This window comes from Paraburkholderia tropica, from assembly GCF_900109265.1.
GTDB classification, from domain to species: domain Bacteria; phylum Pseudomonadota; class Gammaproteobacteria; order Burkholderiales; family Burkholderiaceae; genus Paraburkholderia; species Paraburkholderia tropica.
Window position 1 is genome coordinate 127580 of record NZ_FNZM01000017.1, and the last position, 25264, is coordinate 152843.

The 25264-nt window shown below is 64.4% G+C and carries 17 protein-coding genes and 2 pseudogenes; 6 read left to right on the plus strand and 13 right to left on the minus strand.

Annotated features, from left to right (window positions below):
- Positions 1-72: 72 nt before the first annotated feature.
- Together BMY06_RS27120 and BMY06_RS27125 are read right to left on the minus strand one after the other, a co-directional pair.
- Positions 73-1434, minus strand: a complete 1362-nt coding sequence (locus BMY06_RS27120) for an MFS transporter (protein ID WP_065061149.1) — start codon at positions 1432-1434, stop codon at positions 73-75.
- 80 nt (positions 1435-1514) lie between these two features.
- Complete coding sequence (locus BMY06_RS27125; protein WP_074986379.1) at positions 1515-3878, minus strand: cytochrome P450/oxidoreductase; 2364 nt, start codon at positions 3876-3878, stop codon at positions 1515-1517.
- 144 nt (positions 3879-4022) lie between these two features.
- Here BMY06_RS27125 and BMY06_RS27130 point away from each other — a divergent pair, with 144 nt between their 5' ends.
- Entirely contained in the window at positions 4023-4970 is a 948-nt protein-coding gene (locus tag BMY06_RS27130; RefSeq protein WP_080180560.1) for an IclR family transcriptional regulator, read from the plus strand.
- Between the two features lie 88 nt (positions 4971-5058).
- On the opposite strand, the gene BMY06_RS27135 is transcribed toward BMY06_RS27130, so the two are convergent.
- Both BMY06_RS27135 and BMY06_RS27140 read right to left on the minus strand, forming a co-directional pair.
- A complete protein-coding gene (locus BMY06_RS27135; RefSeq protein WP_080180561.1) occupies positions 5059-6435 on the minus strand; it encodes a cytochrome-c peroxidase in 1377 nt (458 codons plus the stop codon).
- Positions 6436-6439: 4 nt separating this feature from the next.
- Positions 6440-7735 carry an alkaline phosphatase family protein gene (locus BMY06_RS27140; protein WP_074986381.1) on the minus strand — a complete coding sequence of 432 codons (1296 nt, stop codon included), beginning with the start codon at positions 7733-7735 and terminating at the stop codon, positions 6440-6442.
- A 353-nt stretch (positions 7736-8088) separates the two neighbouring features.
- On the opposite strand from BMY06_RS27140, the gene BMY06_RS27145 reads away from it, so the two are divergent.
- On the plus strand, positions 8089-9561 hold the full coding sequence (locus tag BMY06_RS27145; RefSeq protein ID WP_074986382.1) for an NYN domain-containing protein: 1473 nt from the start codon (positions 8089-8091) through the stop codon (positions 9559-9561).
- 264 nt (positions 9562-9825) lie between these two features.
- On the opposite strand, the pseudogene BMY06_RS38200 reads toward BMY06_RS27145, so the two are convergent.
- From BMY06_RS38200 to BMY06_RS27190, 9 genes and pseudogenes are all read right to left on the minus strand, one after another.
- Positions 9826-10059, minus strand: a pseudogene (locus BMY06_RS38200) (hypothetical protein); the annotation flags it as partial.
- 105 nt (positions 10060-10164) lie between these two features.
- Positions 10165-10998 (minus strand): bestrophin-like domain, encoded by an 834-nt coding sequence (locus BMY06_RS27155; protein WP_074986386.1) that lies wholly within the window; start codon positions 10996-10998, stop codon positions 10165-10167.
- Complete coding sequence (locus tag BMY06_RS27160) at positions 10995-13262, minus strand: cation:proton antiporter (RefSeq protein ID WP_074986387.1); 2268 nt, start codon at positions 13260-13262, stop codon at positions 10995-10997. Before BMY06_RS27160 ends, BMY06_RS27155 begins: the two co-directional genes overlap by 4 nt.
- Before the next feature lie 70 nt (positions 13263-13332).
- Positions 13333-13920, minus strand: a complete 588-nt coding sequence (locus BMY06_RS27165; protein ID WP_074986389.1) for a LutC/YkgG family protein — start codon at positions 13918-13920, stop codon at positions 13333-13335.
- Entirely contained in the window at positions 13907-15388 is a 1482-nt protein-coding gene (locus BMY06_RS27170; RefSeq protein WP_080180562.1) for a lactate utilization protein B, read from the minus strand. The genes BMY06_RS27165 and BMY06_RS27170 overlap by 14 nt, the downstream gene beginning before the upstream one ends.
- Positions 15385-16128: a (Fe-S)-binding protein gene (locus tag BMY06_RS27175; protein WP_074986392.1), complete on the minus strand. Its 744-nt coding sequence runs from the start codon at positions 16126-16128 to the stop codon at positions 15385-15387. Before BMY06_RS27175 ends, BMY06_RS27170 begins: the two co-directional genes overlap by 4 nt.
- 158 nt (positions 16129-16286) lie before the next feature.
- Positions 16287-17501 carry a porin gene (locus BMY06_RS27180; protein ID WP_080180563.1) on the minus strand — a complete coding sequence of 405 codons (1215 nt, stop codon included), beginning with the start codon at positions 17499-17501 and terminating at the stop codon, positions 16287-16289.
- A gap of 177 nt (positions 17502-17678) precedes the next feature.
- A complete protein-coding gene (locus BMY06_RS27185) occupies positions 17679-19136 on the minus strand; it encodes an APC family permease (RefSeq protein ID WP_074986393.1) in 1458 nt (485 codons plus the stop codon).
- A 334-nt stretch (positions 19137-19470) separates the two neighbouring features.
- Positions 19471-20475, minus strand: coding sequence for an AraC family transcriptional regulator (locus BMY06_RS27190; protein WP_065061141.1), 1005 nt, complete (start codon positions 20473-20475; stop codon positions 19471-19473).
- A gap of 227 nt (positions 20476-20702) precedes the next feature.
- Here BMY06_RS27190 and BMY06_RS27195 point away from each other — a divergent pair, with 227 nt between their 5' ends.
- From BMY06_RS27195 to styD, 4 genes and pseudogenes are all read left to right on the plus strand, one after another.
- Positions 20703-22682, plus strand: a complete 1980-nt coding sequence (locus BMY06_RS27195) for a primary-amine oxidase (RefSeq protein ID WP_074986395.1) — start codon at positions 20703-20705, stop codon at positions 22680-22682.
- Between the two features lie 192 nt (positions 22683-22874).
- The gene (locus BMY06_RS38970) at positions 22875-23087 is read left to right on the plus strand and encodes a hypothetical protein (protein ID WP_124263054.1); all 213 of its coding nucleotides are present in this window, start codon (positions 22875-22877) and stop codon (positions 23085-23087) included.
- Between the two features lie 43 nt (positions 23088-23130).
- Positions 23131-23706 (plus strand): hypothetical protein, encoded by a 576-nt coding sequence (locus tag BMY06_RS38975; RefSeq protein WP_124263055.1) that lies wholly within the window; start codon positions 23131-23133, stop codon positions 23704-23706.
- 65 nt (positions 23707-23771) lie between these two features.
- A pseudogene (gene styD, locus BMY06_RS27205) lies at positions 23772-25209 on the plus strand (phenylacetaldehyde dehydrogenase StyD).
- Positions 25210-25264 lie beyond the last annotated feature (55 nt).

A 25264-nucleotide genomic window follows, 5' to 3' on the forward strand; every position in this document is an offset into this window, starting at 1 on the left:
CGCACGACCAACAATTCGTTTTCGAAGAAGCCGGCATTCGTCAGGCCGGAAGTCGGCATTCGCCCGGAGTGGCTACGGAGAAACCCGTATTTCGGTGCGCGTTTGTGCGGCGTTCGCGCGATGGATCGCCATGATGCCGAGGAGCGAGATGCACGCCGGCACGGCCGCCGCCACGAACAGCGCCGACGACGACCAGTTCAGATGCAGCAGCGCGCCGCCGAGCACCGGGCCGACCACGGACCCGATGCGTCCCACGCCGAGGCTCCAGCCGATGCCTGTCGAGCGCAGCGACGTCGGATAGTAGGTCGCGGCGAGCGCGTTGAGCGCGGGCTGCCCGCCGATGATCGAGAAACCCGTGAGGAAAATCGCCACGAACATCGCGACCACCGAAACCATCACCGCCGGATTGCCGATGGCCGCCGTCGACACGATGGCGATCAGGAACGTGCTGGCCAGCACGCGCGTAAACCCAGCCATGTCGATGATGCGCCCGAGCAGCAGCGTGCCGATCACGCCGCCACCCCACAGCGCGGTGCCCGCGAGCACGGCGGTCTGGGTCGAATAGCCGGCGTCGCGGATCACGGTCGGCAGCCAGTTCGAGAGGAAATACATATCGAGCAGATTCGCGAAGTTCACGATCCACAGCAGCACCGTCACGCGTGCGCGGCCTTCCTTGAACAGCTCGACGAACGGCAGGCCGCGCGAGCGCGTTTCGGCACTCGTGAGCACGACGTCATCAGGCAACGCGAGCGTGGGCGCGATACGCGCAAGTTGCCGGCGCACGCGCGCCGCGCCGCGTGCGCTGCCCTGCTGGCGAAACAGCAGGAACTGGATCGATTCCGGCAACGCGAGCCACATCAGCACGCCCATCGCAAGCGGAATGGCGCCGCCGACGAAGAACACCGCGCGCCAGCCAAACGCCGGAATCAGCACAGCGGTGATGAGGCCGCCCACCACGCCGCCGAGCGTGAAACCGCAGGACACGATCATCATCAGCGTGACGCGGATCCGGCGCGGGCTGTATTCGCCCGCGAGCGCCATCGCGTTCGGCATGATGCAGCCGAGACCGAGACCGGCGAGAAAACGCCAGACGATCAGTTGCTCGATCGTCTGCGCAAAACCGGTGGCGATCATGCACGCCGAGAAAAACAGCGTCGCGCCGATCAGCACGGGACGGCGGCCGATCTTGTCGGCGAGCGCACTGAACGTGAGCGAACCGATGAGCATGCCGAACAACCCCGCACCGAACACCGGCGCAAGCGTTTCCCTCGCAATGCCCCATTCGCGGATCACGACCGGCGCAACGTAGCCCATTGCCTGGACGTCGAAGCCGTCCATCACGAGGCACAGCGCGCACAGCGCCACCACCAGCAATTGATACGGGCCGAACCGGCTCGCGTCGACGACGCCCGTCACCTCCACGGTCTTGCTCATCCTTGTGTCTCCAAACGATATCTTTTTAGTCTTGATGGTGTCTTGATGCGGTCTCGCTCGCGCGGCAGTCTTCGGCGACGCTAGAGTTCGAGCACGATGCGCTGTCCTTTCGCACGCGAACAGCAAGCCATCATGCGCGTCTGCGTGTCGCGTTCGGCGCGCGTAAGCACGACATCGCGATGATCGATCTCGCCCGCCAGCACGCGCACTTCGCACGATCCGCACAGGCCTTCTTCGCAGTCGCTCTGCACGTCGATATTCGCGCGGCGCAGTGCGTCCAGCACGGTCTGATCGGCGGCAACCGGCAGCACGAGTCCCGAATCCTTGAGTTCGACCTCGAAGGCATGTTCGTCAGCCGGATCGAGCTTGCCCACGCTCGCCGCGAAATGCTCCACGCGCAACGCGTCTTCGGGCCACGCCGCGCTCGCGGCTTCGAGCGCTTCCAGCATGCGCGCCGGACCGCACGCATAGACGCGCGTCAGCGCATCCACGCGCAGCGCGCCGAAGTCGTTGCGCGTGCCTTCCTCCGACACATGCACGCAAAGCCGCTCGCCATGCAACTGCGTGAGTTCGTCGATCAGCGCCATATTTGCGCGCGCACGGCCGCTGTAATGCAGTTCGTAGTCGATGCCGAGTTCGCGCGCGCGGCGCGCCATCGCACTGACCGGCGTGATGCCGATGCCGCCCGCGATGAAAATCGCGCGGCGTCCTTCTTCATCGAGCCGGAAATGATTGCGCGGGCCGCGAATCTTCAGACGCATGCCTTCGCGCAGCGTGTCGTGCACCCACACGGAACCGCCGCGACTTTCAGTTTCGCGCAGCACCGCGATCTCGAACGCGTGCGTGTCGGCCGGATCGCCGCACAGCGAGTACTGACGCGAGACGCCGCTCTCGCCGCATTCGACGTCGATATGCGCGCCCGGCGCCCAGCGCGGCAGCACGCCGCCATCGGGCGCGACCAGACGCAGGCGCACGATGTCCTGCGCCACGCGCTCCACGCGCTCGACCACCACCGGGCGGCTCAACGCATGCGCCGACGGCTCGCCGATACGCACCGGCACCTCGGCATCCAGCAGCGCGCGGTTCGCGCGTTCGGGATTCTGCTTCGGGTCCCACTCGACCCAGACATGCTCCGGACCCCGGAACGACGTGTTCGGCACATAAGAGAATTGCTGCTCGGCGAGCCGCATATGCGGCAGGCGGCGCGTGAACTCCTCGAGGAAAATCTGCATCTCCATGCGCGCGAGATTCTTGCCCATGCACTGATGCGAGCCATAGCCGAAGGTCACGTGATCGCTGGCGTTGTCGCGGCGAATATCGAACAGATCGGCGTCGGCGAAATGACGTTCGTCGTGATTCGCCGACGACGTCACGATCAACAACTTCGCGCCCGCCGCAATCTCGATGCCGCCAATCCGCACGTCTTTCGTGACGAGCCGACGCCACGCAGCCACCGAACCGTTGTGGCGCAAACACTCCTCCACCGCGTTCGGAATCAGGCTCGGGTCCTCGCAGATCTCGCGCCACGCGCGCGGATGCTGCAACAGCAGCTTCATCGCATTGGCCGTGGCGTTCGCGGTGGTTTCGTGGGCGGCCACGATACCCGCCATCATCATCGAATGCAGATACGAGTCGGTGACGACGTCCGGCTGTTCCTGCTGTTTGCGAATGCCGTATTGCATCCAGCCAGGACCGTCGGGCTGCTGGCGCATCTTGTCGAGCACCTTGCCCGCGAACTGCCAGAAGTTGCCCACCGCGTGCGCGACCGCGACCTGCTCCTCGGGACGCGGACGTCCCCACGTATTGACCGTATGCGCGATCGAATACTGGCGCAGCAGATCCATGTCCTCCTCGGGCACGCCGAGAAAATGCAGCGCCACCGTGAGCGGCACTTCCCAGAGCATCTGATCGACGAGATCGGCGCGGCCCGAGTCGATGAAACGATCGACGTACTCGCGCGTGAGACGGCGCACCATCGGCTCGTGATGCTTCAGATGCTCGGGCGTGAACGGCTCCATCAGCGCGCGGCGACGCGGCATGTGCGCCGGTTCGTCCTCGTTCACGAGCGTGCGGTTCATCGCGTAGCCATACGACGCCAGCACTGCATTCGCTTCCGGCCCTGTGGGCGTGATCTTTTCGAGCGCGATGGACGGCGAGAACGTGAGGTTGTCGCGGAAGATCGCCTTGATGTCGTCGTAGCGCGTGACGACCCAATAGCCGAGTTGCGGGCTGTAGAACACCGGCTCCTGCTCGCGCGCCCAGCGCACGTATTCGGGCGGGTCCTGCTGATAGCCGTCGCTGAAAGGGTCGAATGCGGCGGCGTGGGTGCTCACCGCATGATTCGCATGCATCGGACAGCGCGCGGCGTCCTGCGTATTCGGAGCCGCCTGCGCCGCGTGGGGAAACGGGCATCGCCCGGACGTTTGTGAAGGTGTCTCGCTCATCGTCCTGCCTCCTGCTGGGTGCGTCGACGTTACGTCGATTTCGTTTTGCGTAACTCTAGTACGCATTGCGTAATTGCGAGATAGGGGTTAACCTCGGCCCACGCCGTCATCCGCGCGGAGCGGCCCTGACACTAGAATCGCCGTATGAAAAAAACCGCAACGTCCACGCCCGCGGCTTCCGCCACGACCGCCACGAACGCCAGGCATGCCGCGCCCGCCGCCGCACGACGCAAATCGTCACGCGCCGCGCCCGCCTCATCCGCCCCTGAAAACGCCGACGCGCCCGTCACGCCGGTGACTCGCGAGCGCCGCCAGCGCGTGCAGTCCGCGCAGACCGGCATGGCCGTGCTCAAGGGTCTCGCGCGCCTCGGCGGCCGCGCGAGTCTCTCGGGACTCGCCGCCTTCGTGAGCGAAAGTCCCGCGAAGGTGCATCGCTATCTGGTGAGTCTGATCGAAGAAGGACTGGTCGCGCAGGACAGCGCCACGCAGCAATATCAGCTCGGTCCCGAGGCGATGATGATCGGCGTGGCCGCGATGCGTCAGGCCGATCCCGTGCGCATCGCCGAGCCTGCACTCGTGCGGCTGCGCGAATCGCTCGAAGTGACGTCGTTCGTCGCGGTGATGGGCAACAAGGGGCCGACGATCATCCGCTTCGAGGAACCGGGCCTGCCCGTCACGGTGAACGTGCGTGTGGGCTCGGTGATGTCGCTGCTCTGGTCGTCGACGGGACGCGTGTTTCTGGGCCTGCTCGACGATACGCGCGTGCTCGCACAGGCGCAGGAAGAACTCGCGCACGCCGACGCCGATCTGCTCGGCCAGCTCGCGCAATTCGACGCGCGCGATCCGATCGGCGCGTTGCGCAGCGCCGTGCAACGCGCGCGCTGCGCGAGCGTGAAGGATACGAATCTCAAGGGGATCAGCGCGGTATCGGCACCGCTGTTCGATCACACCGGCAAGCTCTGCGCGGTGCTCACGGCGCTCGGCGCGACGGGCGGCTTCGACGCCACGCCCGATGGTCCGATCGGACGCGCGCTGCGCGACGAAGCGGCCGCCGCGAGCGCGTTGCTCGGGTATAGTGCGCCCGCAGTTTAAAACCGTTGTTTGATTAAATCGCGGCGCGCTCTTTTAATTACGCGCGCCGCGAATTTTATTGACGATTCATTGCCGCTTCATTGCCGCTTCATTGCCGCTTCATTGCCGCTTCATTGCCGTTTGATTGGCGCTTGATTGGCGCGCTCGTCGTGCTGATCTTCACGAATCTCGCGCCCGCCGTAGGCGGATTGGTCGGCAGGTAACCGTCGTCGAGCGTTTTGAGGAACGCAATCACATCGTCGATATCGCGCGCATTCCAGGCGGGCTTGCCGCCCGGCTTGCGCGTCAACGGCTCATCGACAGTATCGACATTCACGCGCTCCGCTGCGGGCAGATCGTCGAACTTCACGACATGGCCGTGGCGATCCTTCGGATACCACTTCTCCGGATTCGTATCGCGTTCCACGTAGAAACGCAGTGCGTCGCGCAGCGTATGAAAACGCCCGTTATGGAAAAACACTTCGCGCGTAGCCACGTTGCGCAGCGTGGGCGTTTTAAACAGACCGCAGTAATTCTTGTTGCTCGACACGTCGGTGCGCACCGGACCGCACAAACCTTTGTCGAAATACTTCGGATCGCGGTTCGCGCGCAGTTCCGGATTACGCGGCACGCCAAGCGCCTCGAACTGGTAATCGGTAAAGAGCGGATGCGCGCCGTTCGCGCCGACCTGATCGATATGGCACGACGCGCAATTGCCGCCGTTCGGATCGTCGAACAGCTTCTTGCCGCGCATTTCGCTCGCGGTGAATTCGGCTTTGCGCTCGAGCACCGCATCGAACTTGCTGGTGTACGAATGGAAGCCCGGCTCTTCGAGTTCGAAGCGCTCGACCGCCTGCATCGCCTGATGCACGGCCGCATCCTTCGAGACGAAAATCGTCTCGCCGAACAGTTGCTTGAACCGCGCGGCGTACGGCGCGCGCTCCAGCTTCGCGGCCACTTGCGCGCTATCGCGATTGGCCATCTCGTTCGGATTGAACAGCGGGAACAGCGCCTGATCGTGCAGCGTGTTGTAGCGGCCGTCCCACGCGAAGCCGCCGGCGGGCGGGCTGTCGGCATCGGTCAGACGCTCGAAGACGCTCGCGGCCTGCACGTGCGTCCACACCGGCGTGCGGTTGAGCACGTAGCCGAGCGTGGGCACCGCGCGCGTGCCCTGCGCATGCAGATCGGCGCCGCCGGGTTGCGCGGCGAGGCCGTTGGGCGGACCGTAGGCATGCGCGGGACTGTGGCAGCTCGCGCACGACATGCGGCCCGACGCGGACAGCGACGGGTCGTTGAAGATGAGCTTGCCGAGCGAGGCAACGTCGCTGAGCGCGGGCTGGGATTGCGCGGGCGAACCGGGTGACGAAGACTGCGCATGCGCCGCACCGATACCCGATGCGGCCAAAGCCGCCAGCGCGGTTGCGCCGGCGGCCAGCGCAGTCGCGACGGCGCGACGCGCCGCCTGACGTGCGTGGAAAACGGTCATCGGCTTAGAGGCTCGTGAAGATGTCCTTGCCGAAACCGACCAGCCCCGACTGCCCCGCATAACCGAGGTGGGTCAGACCGAAGATGTCCTCGATGCTCTTGAGCATCGAATAATGGTTGTACTGCACCGTCGACACCGTACCCGGCTTGATGAACTTCGAGAGCATGACGGCGCCCGTGCGGTCGCCGCCGTAGCTCGTCTTCGTGAGCACGAGATTGATGTTGCCGGTCACGCCGGACGGCACGGTCATGCCGAGCTTCGTCAGGTACGCGGCGGGCACCGTGCCCATCGTCGCCGACTGCGGGAAGGTGCCGAGATTCGGGCCTTCCTGCTGGCTGCAGCAGGTGTCGCCCGCGAAGGTGAAGTCCACCTCGCTCGAACTCGGCATGCTCACCGAGGCATAGCTGCTTTCGTCGAAGTTGATGATCAGCAGACCGTCCTGCTGATACGCCGGCGACGCCATGATGATGGGCACCCACTTTTGCAGGAACGCATCGGCGGACACGAGACCGCCCGTCGCGCCGTTCGCGCACGGCGAGTCGTGGCCGTCGTCACAGGTGCTCGGCGTGATCAGGTTGAAGTTCGCCGTGGTCGCGACCGTCTTGAGGTCGGTCGTCAGGTTGTTCAGATTCACCACGTTCTTCTCGCAGTCCGGCGAGTCGATGATCGAGTGGAAATACATGAACGGGTTGTGACGCGTGGCGTACGAGTCGCCCAGCGGCGTGGTGGCGTTCGGGGCTTCCTGGGTGTTCGTCAGGTCGGTGGTGTTCAGCGTCGGGTGGCCGCAGGTCGCCGCCTCGCGCGCCGGGTCGTTGCCCATGTCGCCTTCGTAGCCTTTCCACGTGAGGTTCGCGGCCGTGAGCTGGTCGGCGATGGTCTTCACGCTGGCCGGATACACGCAGCCCGTGCCGATAGCCTGACCGTCCGAGGTCATGCCCGTGAGGCTGAAGTCCTCGTAGGTCGTGCAGTCGTTATCGGTCTGCAGCGTCGGCGACTGACCGCTGATCATCGAAATATAGTTGTCGAGGCTGACGTGGCCCGTACCGTAATACTGCTGCACGAGCGCGCCCTGCGAAGTCAGCGTATTCGCCAGATACGGCGCCTTGGTGGTCGAGCTGAACGTCGTCGTGTAGTTCTCGTTTTCGAGCGTGATCACGAACACGTGACGAATCTGCTGGGTCGTGCCCGCGACGGTGGAATTCACCGACGAGCCACACGCGCTCACGAAAAGCGCAACGAATAGCGCGGCGAAGACGGTCGCGCAAAACGCGCCGAATTTGCCCTTGAAGCAAACAGCCATGGGAGTCCTCTGTTGTGTCGAGTCGTTATCGATTTTTTTGGTACCCATCCGACGCTGAGTGAATGGGCCGCGCAAGCTTAGGTAGCGTGTGTGACCAAACCATGAAAAAACCGGCCTTTCAGGCACGTTCGTGCAAAAACCACAGAAACGCAGCATGCTTGCGCGCGCAACGGACTCCATCGCGCGCGCGGCGTTTCACATATGAACTGCGAGGGGTTTCGTCGAGCGCGGATCGGCGGGCGATCGAGATCGAAATCGTCTTGATCGCGGGTGGCCGGTTGCCGGTTTTCAGCCCGCCTGGCCGCGAGGGGCTATCATGTACGTTCGTACCGTAGATGGAACAAACGAATCACATGGCCTCCCCTCAGGAAAACGTCAGCATGGCGGTGTTCTGCGACTTCGAGAACGTCGCGCTCGGCGTGCGCGACGCGAAGATCGACCGCTTCGATATCAAGCCGGTGCTCGAGCGCCTGCTGCTCAAGGGCAGCATCGTCGTGAAGAAGGCCTATTGCGACTGGGAACGCTACAAGGGCTTCAAGGCCTCGATGCACGAAGCGAGTTTCGAGCTGATCGAAATCCCGCACGTGCGCCAGTCGGGCAAGAATTCCGCCGATATCCGCCTCGTCGTGGACGCGCTCGATCTCTGCTATACGAAATCGCACGTCGACACGTTCGTGATCGTGAGCGGCGACTCCGACTTCTCGCCGCTCGTCTCGAAGCTGCGGGAGAACGCGAAGAAAGTGATTGGCGTGGGCGTGCGGCACTCCACGTCCGACCTGCTGGTCGCCAATTGCGACGAATTCATTTTTTACGACGATCTGGTGCGCGAACTCGTGCGCGAACAGCAGTCGCGCGGCAAGGGCCGCGACGGCGGCGCGAACGCGAAGCGCCAGGGCGGCGACGAGCGTCAGGCAAAGCCGGAGAGCGCCGAGGAGCGCGGCGAGGAGCGCAAGGCCAAGGCCATCGCGCTCACCGTGGAAACGCTCGATGCGCTCGGTTACGAGCGCGGCGACAGCGGCAAGATCTGGGCCTCGGTGCTCAAGAGCGCGATCAAGCGCCGCCGTCCGGACTTCAACGAGGCGCGCTACGGCTTTCGCGCGTTCGGCAATCTGCTGGAGGAAGCGCAGGCGCGCGGCCTGCTCGAAGTGGGCCGCGACGAGAAGTCCGGCACTTACGTGACGCGCACGAGCCCGCCGGCGGTGGCGGGCACGCCTGCGGCGTTCACGAGCGCCACCACGGCCGCTACGACGCCCGCTGCCGAGGAAACGCCCGCACCGCGCAACGACGAATCGCGCTCGCGCCGCAAGGGTCGCCGCAATGGCCGCAACGCGCAGGCTCAGGGCGACGAGGCGCGCGAGTCGAATCATGCGAATGAATCGAACGACGCCGCGGTGGCATTCGAAGCGAGCGAGCGCGAAGACGTGCAGGTGTTCGAAGCCGACACGCAGCACGGCGACCTGTTCGCCGACACGCGCCGTCACGACGCGGCGATGCCGCTGTTCGAAGTGCCGCCTTTCGACGTCGATACGGCTGACGCGCCGCAAGCTCAGGCCGAAGCCGAGCCCGAAGCGCCCCGTCGCGCCCGCAAGACCGCTTCGCGCAAGAGCACGGCGCGCAAGAAGGCCGCGAAGCCTGCTGTTGAGGCTGTTGAGGCTGTAGAAACCGCCGAGGCCGTGCACGACGTTACGCACGACGGCGCGCCGGAATCAGCGGCCGAGCCGGCCGAATCCGCGTCTGCGCAAGCCGCCGCGCCCAGCAAGAAGGCGCCGAAGAAGACCCCGGCGCGCCCGCGCCGTCCGCGCAAGACGGCCACGCCGGAAAGCTAGGCGGCCTCAGTCGCCGAACGGGTTCGCCGGGCGCTTGCGCGGCGGCTCGTTCGCTTCGTCATCGGGAGCCGGCGGCGCGCCGAACGGATCGCCGCCCGACTTCGCGGGCGTGGCATCGCCGAACGGATTCGCCTTCGCGGCGCGCGTCGTGTCGCCGAACGGATTGAGGGGTGCATTCGATGTGCCCGCGCCGCCGAATGGATCGGCCGCTGCACGGCGCGGCGTTTCCTCCCCTTCGGTGGCGTCCGCTGCTTCGTCGCCTTCCGCGAGGTTGTACGCTTTCTGCACCTGCGCGAGCACGCCCGCGATGCTCGCTTCAAAGCCCGCCGCATTGCCGAAGTGCTTCATCGTCCAGTTGCAGCCCGTGCGGTCGACGGCCTGAATTTGCGGACGCGGCACGACGATCTTCACGCCGTCCTCCACCACTTCCTGCAAGCGCTGAAGGCGGCGCTTCACCTCGTCCTGCAATCGCGATGCGTTGAGTGTCTTGCGCAGCATCGGTGAACTCCTGTTCCTGTTTGCCGGTTTCCCGATCACATCGATCCGATGCGATGCGCGAGTCTAGCGCAATGCCGCACGTCGCTGCGCGCGTTACCAGGGACGTTACTGCGCACGCGGCAGCAGCACGCCGGGATCGCGCGGCACGTTCATGTGCCGGAGCGCGTCGCGCATGGCATCGCTGGCGATAATGATCTGCCCCGTGAACGGCGTATCGAGATCGACGATCACATACACCGACGACGAGATCGACACCGCACCCAGCACGATCATCACGGCGGCCAGCGAGTTATGTGGCGCGACCAGTCCGAAGCTCAGAAAGATCAGCATGAGCCAAAGCGTGAGCATGGCGAAGAACGGCCGTGAGATCGTGCCGTGCGCCTCCTCGATCAGTCGCCAGCGCGTGTCGCGCACGCGTCCGAACAGATCGACGAGGCGCGTCGCGAGCGCCGCCTGATAGCGGTCATGCGGATCGAACAGCGCGATCTGATGACCGACCGTGTTGAGCATCGCGCCGAGTTGCGTGCTCTCCAGCTCGCCGTCGCGCGCGCCTGGCACGCGCGGATAATAATCGCCCGGCGGCGCGCTCTCCTGCGGCCACGTCGACGCGATCGCCGCCGCGGTGTAGACACGCAGCGCGTTGCGCGCGGCGTCCGCGCCGTCGCCATAATCGCGCAGACGCGAGTCGAGCTGGATCAGGTCCGCCGCGTAGGCGCGCATGTCGTCGGTGGCGGTGTCGTAGCTCGTTTTCGCCGATGCGGTGAGCAGACTCAGCACCAGCGCCGCAAACGTCACGAGCATGCCGACAACGAGTTGCACGAGCTGCACGGTCTCGTGCTTGCGATGTTCCTCGGGCAGCAGAGGCTTGAGCAACACCCCCAGGCCGGTGCCGCCAAGCAGCAGCACGAAGACGAGCGCCGCGTAGCCGAGTTCGGTCATGGCGCGGCTCGCTGTTCGGGGGCGCTTTCATGCGCGCTTTCATTCGTGCCTTCATGCGCGCTTTCCTCGCGCGGCGCCTGCTCGACGGACTCGCTGCGTGCCGCCGCCGCGTCGCGCGACGCACCGGCTTCGTCGATCGAAATCGGCGTGGCGTCCTCGTGCGCGAGCGCCGCCTCCGAAGGCAGCAGCACGCCCGGATGCGCGCGCGGCACCGCGAGCTTCCACGCCACGTCCAGCTCGCGGCGAATCGAATCGTAGATCTCCTTCGAGATCGAGCGGTCCTCGTACATCGCCACCACGCGCGCGCGGCCTTCGCGCAGCGCGTACAGCAACATCATGCGGCGCTCCAGCACGTCGGCGCCATGTCCAAAGCAGGCGCGCACTTCATCGAGCCCACGCTCCACCGCTTCGATGCGCCCCTTCAGGATGGTGCCCAGCAGCTTCGCGAGCCGCGCGCCGAGCAGCGGCGTCAGGCTCGTTTCCGAGAACGCGTACAACTCGTGCAGCACGACGCGCCGGCACATCAAGAGTTCGAAACGGTCCGCGAGCGCATCCGAATAGGGCTGCGTGATATGCACCCAGCGCGCGACGAAACGCGCGAGACGCAGGCCCGGCGTATCTTCGAGAATGCGTGCTGCCGCGCGCTGATAGCCGATGCGGCCCGACACGCGCGACTCCTCGATCATGGCGTCGGTGTTCTGCATCATCGCATCCAGATTGCGGACCGTGATGATGCCGCTGCCATAGCGCGGAATCAGATCGCGCTCTTTCGACGCCAGCGTGACGAGCCCGATCGCCAGACGCTCGCGCTCGGACAGCGCCACTTCGATATCGAAAGCCGTCGTGCAGAGGTCGATGCTGCGGCGGAACGTGCTGCACGCTTCGTCGGCGATCACATCGGAAATGCGGAACGTGCGGGCCGCCGCATGCACTTCCTCGGAGACGCGGATCGACGAAAGCTGCACCGCTTGCTGCTGCAATGCGGTCTCTTGCGGCGAGAGCAGATCGAGTTTGAGCCGCTTGATCAGCAGTTTCAGCGACGAGCCGTTGACGATCAGGCTCACCAGCACGAAACCGGTCGCGAGGATCGCCACGAAGCGGCGCGTGCTCTCGGGCAGCGCTTCATTCTGTGCGAGACCGAGCGCGAGCACGAGCGTGACCGCGCCGCGCAATCCGCCCCATGCGATCACGAGTTTGTAGGCAGCGCTCACGGGCTCGGTGAGTTTCAGCTTGCTCAACAGCGGCAGCATGCCGAACGCCACCACGAGGCGCGCGAGCAGCGCCGCGATCACAACCACCACGAGCGCGAGCAGATCGCCCCAGTGCGCCGCGCTCAAGGTGGCGGGAATCTGCATGGCCGCGAGCAAAAAGATCGCCGCGCCCGCCATCGCCGCGACCTGTTCCCAGATCAGTTGCAGATGCTCCCAGTTACGCGGCGACAGACGCGTGCGCCCCAGCCCGCTGATAACGAGGCCGGCCGCCACCACCGCCACCACCCCCGACACGTGCAGCACCTGATCGGCGAGCAGATAGAGCGGATACGGCAGTGCGAAGCTCAGCGAGATTTCGGCCTTGCCCTCGCCGCCCAGATTCGGCAGCAGATACGCGACGGCGCGTCCGGCCAGCGCGCCCACCGCGAGGCCGCCAACGAGTTCGACGGCGAGCGTGCGCAGCGCGGCGCTCGCCGTTGCCGCGGCGGCGTCACCGGTGATGGCGGCAATCAGCACGCTCGCGATGGCGATCGCGGCCGCGTCGTTGAGCAGGCTCTCGCCTTCCACGAGGCGCACGAGGCGCGCGGGCGCGCCCACTTCGCGGAACACGGCGAGCACCGCCGAGGGATCGGTGGTGGCGACCATCGCGCCGAGCAACAGGCCGTCGGTGACCGGCCCGAGTCCCGTGAGGCCGATGCCGCCGCCGACCATCGCCGTCGCCACGAACACGGCGACGACCGCGAGCAGCAGGATGGGCGCGGCGTCGCCGAGCATCTCGCGCACGTTCACGCTGAGCGCGGCCTGGAACAGCAGCAGCGGCAGGAAGATCCAGAGATAGGCTTCGGGCGGCAGGCGCGGCTCGAGCGCGGGCGTGACGAAGCTCGACGCGAGTTGCGGCCACAGATCGCCGCTCGCCATATAGATGCCGCCCAGCGCGAAACCCCACGCCGCGAGCAGCACGGATTCGGACAGCGCGAATCGCAGACTCACGGCTTGCACCAGCGCGATACTCGCCAGCAGAAAACCGCTCAGTAGAAGAATGTGGATGACCATCGTCGCTCGCGTGACTGCCCGGCTTGCGAGATCGCCTCGATGTCGTGCGTGTCGAGCGCGCGCGGCACCGTCACGGCGCGGGCAACCACACGACGGTCAGCGATCTCACCCCTTGCGCGCCCTGAATGAGCACGCCCTCGATATCGGCGGTCGCGGACGGGCCCGTGACCAGCACCGCGTAACGCGCGTGACGGAAGTCGTCGCGCCAATACGCGCCCTGCAAACCCGCCACGACCGCAGCGGGATCGAGCAGCACATAAAGATGCTGCACGAGATAGCCGAGCGCGTTCACGCCGTATTCGCGCTCGCTCAGCCACACCGAACCCGTTTCCGCCACGCCGAAGCGCGCCCGCACCACGCCCACCTGCACGTCTTCGAGCGAGGCAGGCGGCGTATGTGCATCGATCGCGCGCGTGCCGGGCACTTCCGGCGCGCTGGACACGATGGACACGTTCGCGCCGAAGCGCGCCTGAATCTGCGCGAGCACCTCGCCGCCCGATGCAACTTGTGCGGTCTTTCCGCCCATCAGCGCCAGACTTGCGACGAAACGCTCGCGCACATCGCCCGGCGGCGCATCGAAGCCCGGCACTTCGGGCAGCGGTTCGGCGGCCGGTTGCGCCGCGCGCACGCGCGCCAGAAAGGTCTCACGACTGGCCATCGCCGCCTCCCTTGCCACGGTGTTTGCGATACCACGCATGAAACGTCGTGGATGGCGCCTGCGGCAGCGTGCGTTGACGTCCCCAGATATTCAGCGGGTTATACAGCACGAAATTCGGCAGGCGTCGCAGCGCGCCATCGAGCGAACTCACGGCCGTGCGATAGAGCTTCGGGCTCGCGAGTAGTTTGCCCGCCATTTTGAGCACTTCCTGCTTCACGAACGGCACCGCATGTTGAGCGGCGATCACTTCGCGCCATTGATAAATCTGTTCGTGAATATTGATTTTCACCGGGCACACATTGGTGCAACTGCCGTTGAGTGTGGACGCGAACGGCAGCGCGCTGAATCGCTTCAGATCGAAGGTGGGATTGATGATCGCGCCGATCGGTCCCGCGTAGGTGCTGCCATAAGACAGCCCACCGCTGCGCCGATAAACCGGACACGTATTCATACACGCGCCACAGCGAATGCATTTGAGCGAATACCAGAAGTCGGGCATCGCGAGCCGCGCGCTGCGGCCATTATCGACAAGCACGAAATGCAGTTCGGCGCCTTCGCGCGGCGCACGGAAATGCGAGGTGTATTGCGTGATCGGCGAGCCGAGCGCGCTGCGCGAAAGCATGCGGATAAACACACCGAGATCGGACAGACGCGGAATCAGTTTCTCGATGCCCATCGACACAATATGAATGGGCGGCACATTGGCCGAGAGATCGGCGTTGCCTTCATTCGTGCACACCACCACCGTGCCGGTTTCCGCCACCGCGAAATTGCAGCCCGTCATGCCCGCCGTGCGATCGCGCACGAACCACGGACGCGTATTCATGCGCTGACTTTCGGCCAGATAATGAATATCGTTGTTGTGCGGATCGGTGCCGATCGTACGGCCGAAGACCTGGGCCACGTCGTCGCGCAATTTGTGCACGGCCGGCACGACGATATGGCTCGGCGGCTGTTGATCGAGTTGCTGGATACGCTCGCCGAGATCGGTTTCCATCACCGCAATGCCGCGCTGCTCCAGATAAGGGCGCATCTCGCATTCGTCGGTGAGCATCGACTTGCTTTTCACGAGCGCCGTAATGCCGCGTTCGCTGAGAATGCGGAAGACCGTTTCGTTATGCTCGCCCGCCGTATCGGCGAAATGGACTTTTACGCCATTCGCTTCGGCCACGCGCGTGAACTGGTCGAGATAATCGGCCAGGTGCGAAAGCGTGTGCGCCTTGATCTGCGAAGCGAGCGTGCGCAACGTTTCCCATTCGGGAATTGCGTGCGCCTGGGCGTCGCGTTTCGTGCGCAGATCCCAGAGTCGTTTGTCGTGAAAGTCGACATGTTCGGGATGCGCGAGAAACGAGCCCGCGAGTTTCGCGTGCTCGACGCGCTTTCCAGAGTTCGCGTTGGCTTGACGCGGCGGTTCGAGCGGGCTCACGCTCGGATTCGGATTCGTCCTCGTGGGGGAACCGGCACTCATGCGCGCGCTCCGTTGAGCACCTGGGCGATGTGGATGAAACGCACGTCGGCCTTCATACGCTCCGCGCAGCCCTGCTGGTGCATGAGGCACGACATGTCGCCCGAGACGATGTACTGTGCGCCCGCGCTCACGTGATCGACGATCTTGTCCTGGCCCATGCGTACCGAGACCGCTTCTTCGGTCACCGCGAACGTGCCGCCAAAACCGCAGCATTCGTCGGGGCGTTTAGGCTGCACGAACTCGATGCCCTTGATGTGTTGCAGCAGTGCGAGCGGTTTCGAAAACGGCGCGCCGGCGATTTCGGACATCGACGCTTCGTGCAGATGACGCAGCGCGCTGCAGCTATTGTGCAAGCCCACACGCCAGGGGAATTCGGCCCACGGAAAATCGCGTGCGCCGAGCACGTCGTGCAAGAATTCGACCAGCTCGTAAGTGTTGGCGCGCACGCGGCGCACTTCGTCGGTCTGCTCGATGGCGGTGAGATGGTCGCGCACGTGGTTCACGCAGCTCGCCGACGGCCCGACGATATGATCGTAGCCCGCGAAGGCGCGCACGAACACGCGTTCCGCGCCCGCGGCGTCGGCCTGAGCGCCGCTGTTGGCCATCGGCTGGCCGCAGCAGGTCTGCTCCAGCGGATAGTCGACCTCGCAGCCGAACCGCTCCAGCAATTCGAGCGTGGCGATCCCCACCTCGGGGTAGAACGCGTCGATGAAACACGGGATGAACAGGGCAACTTTCATGCGAGGGCTCACGCGGAAAGCGGACCGGTTCATTTTAGCGCCGATCCGCCCGCCGGGCGCGCGAAGCGGCCAGGCGCCGCCCCGCTTGCCCCGCTTGTCCGGCCTGCCCCGCGCTTTTTTTGCGCGGTGCAACGCAACGCGCCCGTGCGCGCCCTCGCTCAGAAGTTGTGGCGAATCCCGGCGATCACTGCGAGTTGCTTGTCGGTGTCCGAATTCACGAGGTTCGGAATCTGCGCGAGATTGCGCGATGCGCCAGTCGATGCGTCGATCCCGATGCCCGCCCCCGACGACTTCTGGCCGATCGCCACCGCATAGAGCGCGGTCCGCTTGGAGAGGTTGTAGACTGCGCCGAGATTGATCTGATGCACGCGCGTCGACGAACTGTCGCCCGGATGGGCGTCGTTGAAAATATACGCAAAGCCGAATTGCAGCGCAGGCGAGTATTGCCACATCGTATTCAACTCCGCGATATCGAATGAGATATTCGCGCCTTGCGGTTGCGCGGCGCTGGCGAAGTACTGACTTTGCGACAGCCGCGTGTGCGTATAGCTCAGCGCCACCGTCACCGGACCGACGACGTACGAACCGCCCGCGCCCCAGATATCGATCTTCTGCGCATTCTGCAATTCGCAATACGAGGCGTCGGCATTCGCGCAACTGAAATCGCCGATATAGCCGCTCTCCCCGCCCAATGCCGCCTGCAAGGGATTGTGCAATTGCAGATAGCCCGCCGACAGCGACAGCGGACCGTGCGTGTAATTGGCCGCGAGCGACCAGCCGCGATTGCGCGAGAAGTCACCGGCGATGCCGCCGAGACTGAACAAGCCGTCCACGGTCAGGCCGCCGAAACTCGGGCTCAGATATTTGATCGAGTTATTGAAATTGAACGCTTCGTTGAGGTTATCGACATCGCCGAAATGCGAACCGTAAAGCGTTGCCCAGTTATTGCTCGATGCATACGCACCCAGGTAATCGGAGAACGGATCGTACTGACGCCCCAGCGTGAGCGTGCCGTAGTTCGCGTTCGCGACGCCCACCCACGCATTGCGGTTGAACAGCGTGCCGCTTTGCAGCATTGCGCCGTTCTGCGTAAGCAGGCTGTTTTCCAGCGTGAAATTCACCGTCGTGCCGCCGCCGATGTCTTCACTGCCTGTGAGACCCCAGCGCGACGGCACGAGATTGCCGCCGCCCAGTTGCCAGTTCGAGTGGCCGTCGGTGCTGCCATCGGCGTGCGTGGTTTGCTGGTTCGTCGAATAGACGATGCCCGCATCCACGGTGCCGTACAGCGTGACGGAAGATTGCGCGTGTGCGCCGATCGCGAGGGTGCACGAAGCCAGCGCCAGCGCCGCGCGCTTGACGAAAAGATCTGCCATGTCGTTGTCTTTTTGAAGTGAGAGATCGCGCGGGCCGTCATGCGCCGGACGCGACCGGGCCACGGCGCGCGTCGTTCGCACGCGCCGCCCGCGTAGCTGCTGCCAGAGTTGACTGCTGGAGGTAGTGCTGAATGAAGCCTTCAGCGAGGCGCGGGGAACGCGCCCTCGCCCTGCCTGCTACTGCCCGAAGCGCGCGTAGATGTCGGGCCGCGCGCGCTTGAGCGCGAAGCCCAGCACGATGCCGAGCACGGCGACCGTGAGCACGATCCACGGAAACGCGCGCACGATGGCGCTATCGGAGCCCGAGAGCGCGTCCAGATTGCCGATCAGCACGAAGCCGATCCACAACAGCCCGATGCCGCCCAGCACCGGCGCCGCGAGTGCGTGCCAGAAGCGCGTGTCCTTTTTCGTCGCGCGAAAATACGCGACCACCGCGAAACTCGTCACCGCCTGCAACATCACGATGCCGATCGTGCCCAACGCCGACGTGCAGCTAAAGACGATATTGAACGGGTCCGCGCCCACCATCACGAAGATGCCGATCGGCGCCAGTACCGAGAGCGTTTGCAGATAGCTCGCGAGATACGGCGAACCGTACTTCGGATGCAGGCGATCGAGTTTCGCGGGCAGCAGACCTTCGACCGACAGCGCGTGAATGTAGCGCACGATCGTGTTATGAAACGACAGCAGGCTCGCGAAAATACTGGAGAGCAGCAACAGGCTCATCGCGGTCGTCATCGTGCCGCCGAGATATTTCGCCGACTGCATGAACCAAAAATCGCCAGGCTGTTTCGTCGCGACATCGGCCACGTCTTTCAAGCCGTATGCGCACACGATGGCCCACGTAACGAACGCGAAGAACACCAGAATCAACGACACCGACACATAGGTCGCGCGCGGCACCGTGATTTTCGGATCGCGACACTCCTTGCCGTAGATGGCCGTCGCCTCGAAACCGATGAACGACGCGAGCGCGAACATCACCGCAATGCCCATATGACCGCTGAAAACGTGCTTCGGCGCGAACGGTTCGAGCGTGAGTCCATCGGGGCCGCCGTGATGCGTCACGATGGCGAGCGAGAGCACGAGCAGAATGCCCATTTCGAGGCACATCAGCACGCCGAGCAGGCGGCTGTTGAGATCGATGCCGCGCAATCCCGTGATCTGCACGATGGCAAGACAAGCGAGCGAATACGCGTACCACGGCAGCGCGCTATGCAGCATCGGGCCGAGTACCACCGTGCAGAAAAATCCAAACAGGCCGTAGAGCGCGATCTGGATGCAGGTGTACGACAGCAGCGCGACGAGCGCGCCCGCCATGCCGAGCGGTCGCCCGAAACCCGCCGTGATGTAGGCGTAAAACGCACCGGCGCGCACGATGTGGCGGCTCATCGAGGCGAAGCCCACGCTGAACACGAGCAGCACCACGCCCGCGATCACGAACGCGCCCGGAATGCCCGCGCCATTGCCGAGGCTGATGGCCGGTGGCACCGCGCCGAGCATGCCGGTCAGTGGCGCGGCCGCCGAAATCACGAGAAACACGATCTGCCACAGGCCGAGGCGGCTGCGCTGCGGCGCCGAGGCGTCTGCGGCGTCATCGCCGACGAGGCCGGCGGTTGAAAACGGTTCGTTCATCGTTGCCTCTGCTGGTGTCTGGACTGTCATTCGCCATTCGACACGATGGGAACCGCGTGCCCTGGCGCTCGGGGAATCGAATCTCGCGGACGGCATTCGCGATGCCATTTCGTGAATCGATTGGAGCGCATGGTAGGCAGCTAAAAAATCCGGCGACCTGGCTTTCCGCGCCAAATTTTCGATAAAGTGCGCCAACACCCCTGCGGGTTTTTACTTAACGAGGCAAAAATTCCGAATTTGATTCGGATGACGAATCAATGAACGGAGCGGTCGAACGCCGCTCGCGCCGGCATAGCTTTCTATTTGTAAGCGCGCGGCGATTCGCGGACGGTCGCTATTTTTCCGGCCGCGCCCAGTTGCGCGTGGCGCGCCAGAGCACGGTGGCGTCGGCATAACCAACGGCGCGCGCGACCGCTGCGTTCGTCATGCCTTCCTGATCGCGCAGCACGGCCACGCTGCGTTGGCGCTCGTCGCGAATGATCTCGCGCACGGAGGTGCCCGCCTCCGCGAGATGGCGCTGCAAGGAGCGGTTCGAAAGTCCGAGGTCGCGTGCGATATCGGCCACCACGAGTTTCTCGCGCGCGAGTCGCCGCGTGACGAGATCGCGAACCTGATCGACGAGATTATGGGGCACGGTATCGCGCGAAATGAGGTCGGTGGCGTGACGCTCCATCAGGCGCGCAAGCTGGGTGTCGGCGCTTTTGAGCGGCGCGTCGAGATCGTGCGGATGCAGGACCACACCGCTCGCAGGCTGCTGAAAACGCACCGGCACGCGGAAAATCCGCATATAGGGTTTGATATCGGCGGGCGCGGCGTGCTCGAAATGGATCTCGACCGGCGTCCATTGCGCGCCGCGCACGAGGCGAATCATGTGGCACATCGCGCTCACGCTGTATTCGGCATCCTGACGACGTGGCCAGATGTTCGCATGCGCGATGCGATAGCTCCACATCGGCCATTCATTGTCGCTCACGAGGTCGACGAGCGTGGCGCTTTGCCATGAGGCCAACGCATCGGTGAATCTACGGATTGCGGAGCCGAGCGTCGGCGACGACATGAACACGAGCCCGGCCGGACCGAGTTCCGTGAGCTGCAATTCGTTGCCCAGACGCAGCCCGAGCCACGGCTCGTCGAGCACCTGCGCGGCGCGTTCGAACACCTCGACATAACGCCCCAGCGGCAGGATTTCATAAGGGTCCGACAACTGTCGGCGGCTCAAGCCGAACTCGTCGAGCAGCGCGTCGCAATTGGCGCCCGCGGCGTCGAGCGCGCGCACGATGGGACCCATCACGGCGCCGCGAATCATCGGATAACCGCTGTTCACCGGCACTCTTTTCATGTCTCGCTCCGTTCGCCTGACAGCTTCGTTCGCTCTGCGTATGGCGCACTCTATCGCCCCTTTGGCGCGTTCTGCAAGCGCGAAAAAAATACGGCGTTTCTACGATGGATGCACGACATCGCTCACGGCATCGCCACTCGAATCACCCTGCATTCAGCACTTCATACAGGGTTTCTCGCGATGCAGGCGGCGCTGTTCCGGCTCAACGACATCCTTACGAAATGCTTATGAACACGACCTCGAATTCGCATCCGCTCGACCCGCTGAGCCTCGCCGAAATGCAGCTCGCCTGTGACATCGTGAAAGCCGCCGAACAGCTCGACGAATTTGGCCGCTTTCCCGTGACCGAATTGCGCGATCCGCCCAAAGCGGAAGTGCTGGCCTGGCAGCAAGGCGATTATTTTCCGCGCCGCGCGTTTGTGATCGCCATCGATCGCACACGCGCGCAAACGATCGAATTCGTCGTCGATCTGCGTGAGAAGAAAGTGGAATCGCGCACGCCGCTCGCACTGCAAAGCGCGCCGTTCGGTCAGCCGCCCGTGATGATCGAAGACTTCATCAATGCCGAGCGCATCGTTAAGGAAGATCCGGCGTGGCGCGCAGCCGTGCTCAAGCGCGGCCTCACCGAAGACGATCTCGAACGCGTGCAGGTGGACCCGTTTTCGGCAGGCGCGTTCGATCGCCCCAACGAAGGCGGCCGTCGCCTCGTGCGCTGCGTGAGTTACTACCGCGAGCACGTGAGCGACAACGGCTATGCGCATCCGATCGAAGGCGTGGTCGCGGTAGTCGATCTGCTCGAACAGAAAGTCATCGAACTCGTCGACGACGGCCGCATCATTCCAATTCCGCGCGCAAAGCATAACTACGACACGCCGAGTCTCGGCGAGCCGCGCGACACGGTCAAACCGCTGTCGATCAGCCAGCCCGAAGGTCCGAGTTTCACCATCGACGGCTGGCAGGTGAAATGGCAAAACTGGAGCTTCCGCGTGGGCTTCACGCCGCGCGAAGGTCTCGTGCTGAATCAGATCACATGGGACGACGGCAAGCATGCGCCGCGCCCCATCATCTATCGCGCGAGCGTGACGGAGATGTGCGTGCCCTACTCCGATCCCACCACGAATCACTACTGGAAAAGCGCGTTCGACGCGGGCGAATACGGCCTCGGCAAACTCGCGAATCAGCTCGAACTCGGTTGCGATTGTCTGGGCACGATCCGCTATTTCGACATTCCGTCCGCCGACGATTTCGGCAATAGCTTCACGATGAAAAACGCTGTCTGTCTGCACGAAGAAGATTACGGCACGCTCTGGAAGCATTATGAATTCCGCACCGGCGTATTCGAAATGCGCCGCTCGCGCCGCCTCGTGATTTCGTTCTTCGCAACGGTCGGCAATTACGATTACGGTTTTTACTGGTACTTCTATCAGGACGGCACGATTCAGCTCGAATGCAAACTCACGGGCATTATCCAGACCTCGGCAGTTGCCGACGGCGGCTCGTATCCGTGGGGCGGCATGGTCACCGAAAATCTCGGCGGCCCGACGCATCAGCACTTCTTCAACGCGCGCCTGCACATGATGGTCGACGGCGAAAAGAACGCCGTGACCGAGCATGAATTCGTGCCGCGTCCGATGGGCGAAGGCAATCCGTACGGCAATGTATTCGACACCACGAAGCGCGTGCTGAAAACCGAGCAGGAAGCGGCGCGCAATGCGAGCGGTCAGACCGGCCGCTTCTGGAAAGTCGTGAATCCGAACGTGAAAAACCGCGTGGGTGCGAATCCTGGCTACAAGCTGATCGTCAACGACTCGCCGCTAATGCTCGCCGATCCGAACTCGAAGGTACGCCAGCGCGGCGGCTTCGCGACGCGTCACGTATGGGTCACGCCGTACGACACCACGCAACGCTATGCGAGCGGCGACTATCCGAATCAGCATGCGGGCGGCGACGGTCTGCCGCGTTATATCGAGGCGAATCGCAACGTCGAAAACGAGGACATCGTGCTGTGGCACAGCTTCGGTCATACGCACGTTTGCAAGCCCGAGGATTTCCCGGTGATGCCGGTGGAATACGCGGGATTCATGCTCAAGCCGAATAACTTCTTCGACGGTAATCCGGCGATGGATCTGCCAGGCGGACGCGATCCGCATAGCGTGCAGGACGGCGCGCCGGACAGCGCCCCCACCTGCTGCGGCAGCAAGAAGTAAGCGGACCATGCAGCCACGCGCGCGCCGCCTCCCGGGCATGAACGTTCGCGACACGCTCGCCGCTGCGCGCGCGTGGTGCGCCGTGACGGGCGGCGCGGCCGCGTTGGCGGCGGGCGTGATGGCGACGGCGATGCGCGCGGGCACGCAAACCGGCGCGCTCGCCGCCAGCGGGCTTGCGCTTGCGGCGATGGCGTGCTTGCCCGCTATGCTGGCGCGGCGATTCGCAACGCGGCCCATTACGTCCATTACGTCCATTACGCCCATCGCCACCGCGCTCGCGACAACGATGCTCGCGATAAGCGCGGCTTCGGCGCAGGCGAATTCCATATCGATCGGTCAAGCGGCGATATTGATTTTGTTTGGCGTTTCACTGCTTACTCCGATGGTGAATTTCTCGCAATTTAAAAATTTACCAAGGATTCCCAATCATAAAATTAGACGCAGCGAGGTGAATAGCGCGTTGCGCAGCAACGCAGCCATGCTGGCCGCCGCGTTGCTTGCCGGTTTGTCGAGCGGCGTGCTCGCCCGCTTTCAATTCTTTTCGATCTGCGGCTCCGGACCGTTCTCGCTTTCGCACGCCGCTATTTCGCTCTGCCTCGTCGCGACGCTCGGTTTGATCGCGGATCGCGCCGATCATCGGCACACGCTGCTCGCACTCTTTGTCGTGCGCGGCGCGTTACTCGCCGCGCTCACGCTCGCGGCGTTTTCCGCCTGGACCGTTTTCGCCGCGCCCGCCTTCGCGCTGCTCGATGCGCTCACGCTGCCCGCGCTCATCCGCGCGTCACGCATGCAGCGCGCCGCGCACGCGGGTTGTCCGGGCGTGGTTCATCACGGCGGCATGCTCGCGGGCGCAGCGCTCGCCACGACGTCCTGGGGCTTCGGCCAGGGCTTCTACGCGCTTTACTTGCTCGGCGGCGCGCTCAATCTCGCCTGTGCGTATGCACTCGCCCATCGCCGCGTCGCCGGGACGCAATACGTCGCGTCGTCCGCGCTCGCCACGCGCGGCGCAATCGAACTTCGCTGAACCCATCATCGAATCAAGGAGACAAGATGGACCGCCAGGATTTCACACACACGATCCGCACGCAGATGTTCGTCGACGGACGCTTTGTCGAGAGCGGCAACGGCCGCCATTTCGCCGTGTTCAATCCGGCCACCGGCCATGAAATCGCGCAGGTTCCCGACGCCGGCGACGCCGACATCGACGCAGCCGTGAGCGCCGCGCGCCGCGCCTTCGAAGCCGATACGTGGCGACGCCTGCCGCCCGCCGCACGCGAGCGTCTGTTGCTCAAGCTCGCCGATCTCATCGAGCAGAACGGCGACGAACTCGCCGCGCTCGAAACGCTCAATCAAGGCAAATTGCTGGGCTTTTCGAAAATGCTGGAAGTGGGCGGCAGCGTGCAATGGCTGCGTTACATGGCGGGCTGGGCGACCAAGATCGAAGGCAGCACGGTCGATCTCTCGCTCGCGTTTCCGCCGGGCGTGCGCTACAACGCCTCCACGCGTCGCGTGCCCGCGGGCGTGGTCGCCGCCATCGTGCCGTGGAATTTTCCGCTGCTGATGGCCGTGTGGAAGATCGCGCCCGCGCTCGCGTGCGGCTGCACCGTCGTGCTCAAACCCGCGGAGGAAACGCCGCTCACCGCGATCCGTCTCGCCGAACTCGCGCACGAAGCGGGCTTTCCGCCGGGCGTGTTCAACGTCGTCACCGGCCAGGGCGAGACGGCGGGCGCAGCACTCGTGCGCCATCCGCACGTCGACAAGGTCACGTTCACCGGCTCGACCGAAGTGGGCCGCATCATCGGCAAGCAATGCGCGAGCGATCTGAAGCGCGTTTCGCTCGAACTCGGCGGCAAGAGCCCCGTGATCGTGCTCGACGACTGCGATACGCAGCGCGCGATCGAAGGCGCGGCGGGCGCGATCTTCTTCAATCACGGCCAGGTCTGCACGGCGGGCTCGCGGCTCTACGTGCCGCGCGCGCTTCGACGAGATCGTCGGCGGCATTGCGGACGTCGCGCGCAACACGGTGCTCGGCTCCGGCTTCGAGGCGGCCACGCAGATGGGGCCGATGGTTTCGGCGCGTCATCGCGACAAGGTGGCGGCCATGATCGCGCAGGGCCGCGCGGAAGGCGGCGAGATTCTCGCAGGCGGCGGCGACGCTCAGCGCGCGGGCTTTTTCGTCGAACCGACCGTGATCGCGAACGCCGGCAATCGTGCGCTGACCGTCGTGCGCGAAGAGGTCTTCGGCCCGGTGCTCGTGGCGATGCCCTACGACGACGTGGAAGAAGCGATCGACGCCGCCAACGCCTCGGAATACGGGTTGGGCGCGAGCGTGTGGACCAATCAGCTCGATCGCGCGATGCGCGTGGTCGATGCCGTGCAGGCGGGCACCTTTTGGGTGAATACGCACAACATGGTCGATCCCGCGCTGCCGTTCGGCGGGTTCAAGTCGTCGGGGATCGGACGCGAACATGGCCGCGCGATCATCGATGCGTACACCGAGACGAAATCGGTCTGCATCGCGTATTGAGCGTCTTCGCAGGCGCACGTGACGATATGAAATACGTTCGCTAACCTGCGTCCGC

What these genes read in the sequence shown, in the direction of transcription:
- BMY06_RS27195 (WP_074986395.1), top strand. Translation starts at nt 20,703, where the DNA reads ATGAACACGACCTCGAATTCGCATCCGCTCGACCCGCTGAGCCTCGCC.
- BMY06_RS27165 (WP_074986389.1), bottom strand. Translation starts at nt 13,920, where the DNA reads ATGGCCAGTCGTGAGACCTTTCTGGCGCGCGTGCGCGCGGCGCAACCG.
- BMY06_RS27160 (WP_074986387.1), bottom strand. Translation starts at nt 13,262, where the DNA reads ATGGTCATCCACATTCTTCTACTGAGCGGTTTTCTGCTGGCGAGTATC.
- BMY06_RS27170 (WP_080180562.1), bottom strand. Translation starts at nt 15,388, where the DNA reads ATGAGTGCCGGTTCCCCCACGAGGACGAATCCGAATCCGAGCGTGAGC.
- BMY06_RS27145 (WP_074986382.1), top strand. Translation starts at nt 8,089, where the DNA reads ATGGCCTCCCCTCAGGAAAACGTCAGCATGGCGGTGTTCTGCGACTTC.
- BMY06_RS27180 (WP_080180563.1), bottom strand. Translation starts at nt 17,501, where the DNA reads ATGGCAGATCTTTTCGTCAAGCGCGCGGCGCTGGCGCTGGCTTCGTGC.
- BMY06_RS27175 (WP_074986392.1), bottom strand. Translation starts at nt 16,128, where the DNA reads ATGAAAGTTGCCCTGTTCATCCCGTGTTTCATCGACGCGTTCTACCCC.
- BMY06_RS27135 (WP_080180561.1), bottom strand. Translation starts at nt 6,435, where the DNA reads ATGACCGTTTTCCACGCACGTCAGGCGGCGCGTCGCGCCGTCGCGACT.
- BMY06_RS27125 (WP_074986379.1), bottom strand. Translation starts at nt 3,878, where the DNA reads ATGAGCGAGACACCTTCACAAACGTCCGGGCGATGCCCGTTTCCCCAC.
- BMY06_RS27155 (WP_074986386.1), bottom strand. Translation starts at nt 10,998, where the DNA reads ATGACCGAACTCGGCTACGCGGCGCTCGTCTTCGTGCTGCTGCTTGGC.
- BMY06_RS27140 (WP_074986381.1), bottom strand. Translation starts at nt 7,735, where the DNA reads ATGGCTGTTTGCTTCAAGGGCAAATTCGGCGCGTTTTGCGCGACCGTC.
- BMY06_RS27185 (WP_074986393.1), bottom strand. Translation starts at nt 19,136, where the DNA reads ATGAACGAACCGTTTTCAACCGCCGGCCTCGTCGGCGATGACGCCGCA.
- BMY06_RS27190 (WP_065061141.1), bottom strand. Translation starts at nt 20,475, where the DNA reads ATGAAAAGAGTGCCGGTGAACAGCGGTTATCCGATGATTCGCGGCGCC.
- BMY06_RS27130 (WP_080180560.1), top strand. Translation starts at nt 4,023, where the DNA reads ATGAAAAAAACCGCAACGTCCACGCCCGCGGCTTCCGCCACGACCGCC.
- BMY06_RS27120 (WP_065061149.1), bottom strand. Translation starts at nt 1,434, where the DNA reads ATGAGCAAGACCGTGGAGGTGACGGGCGTCGTCGACGCGAGCCGGTTC.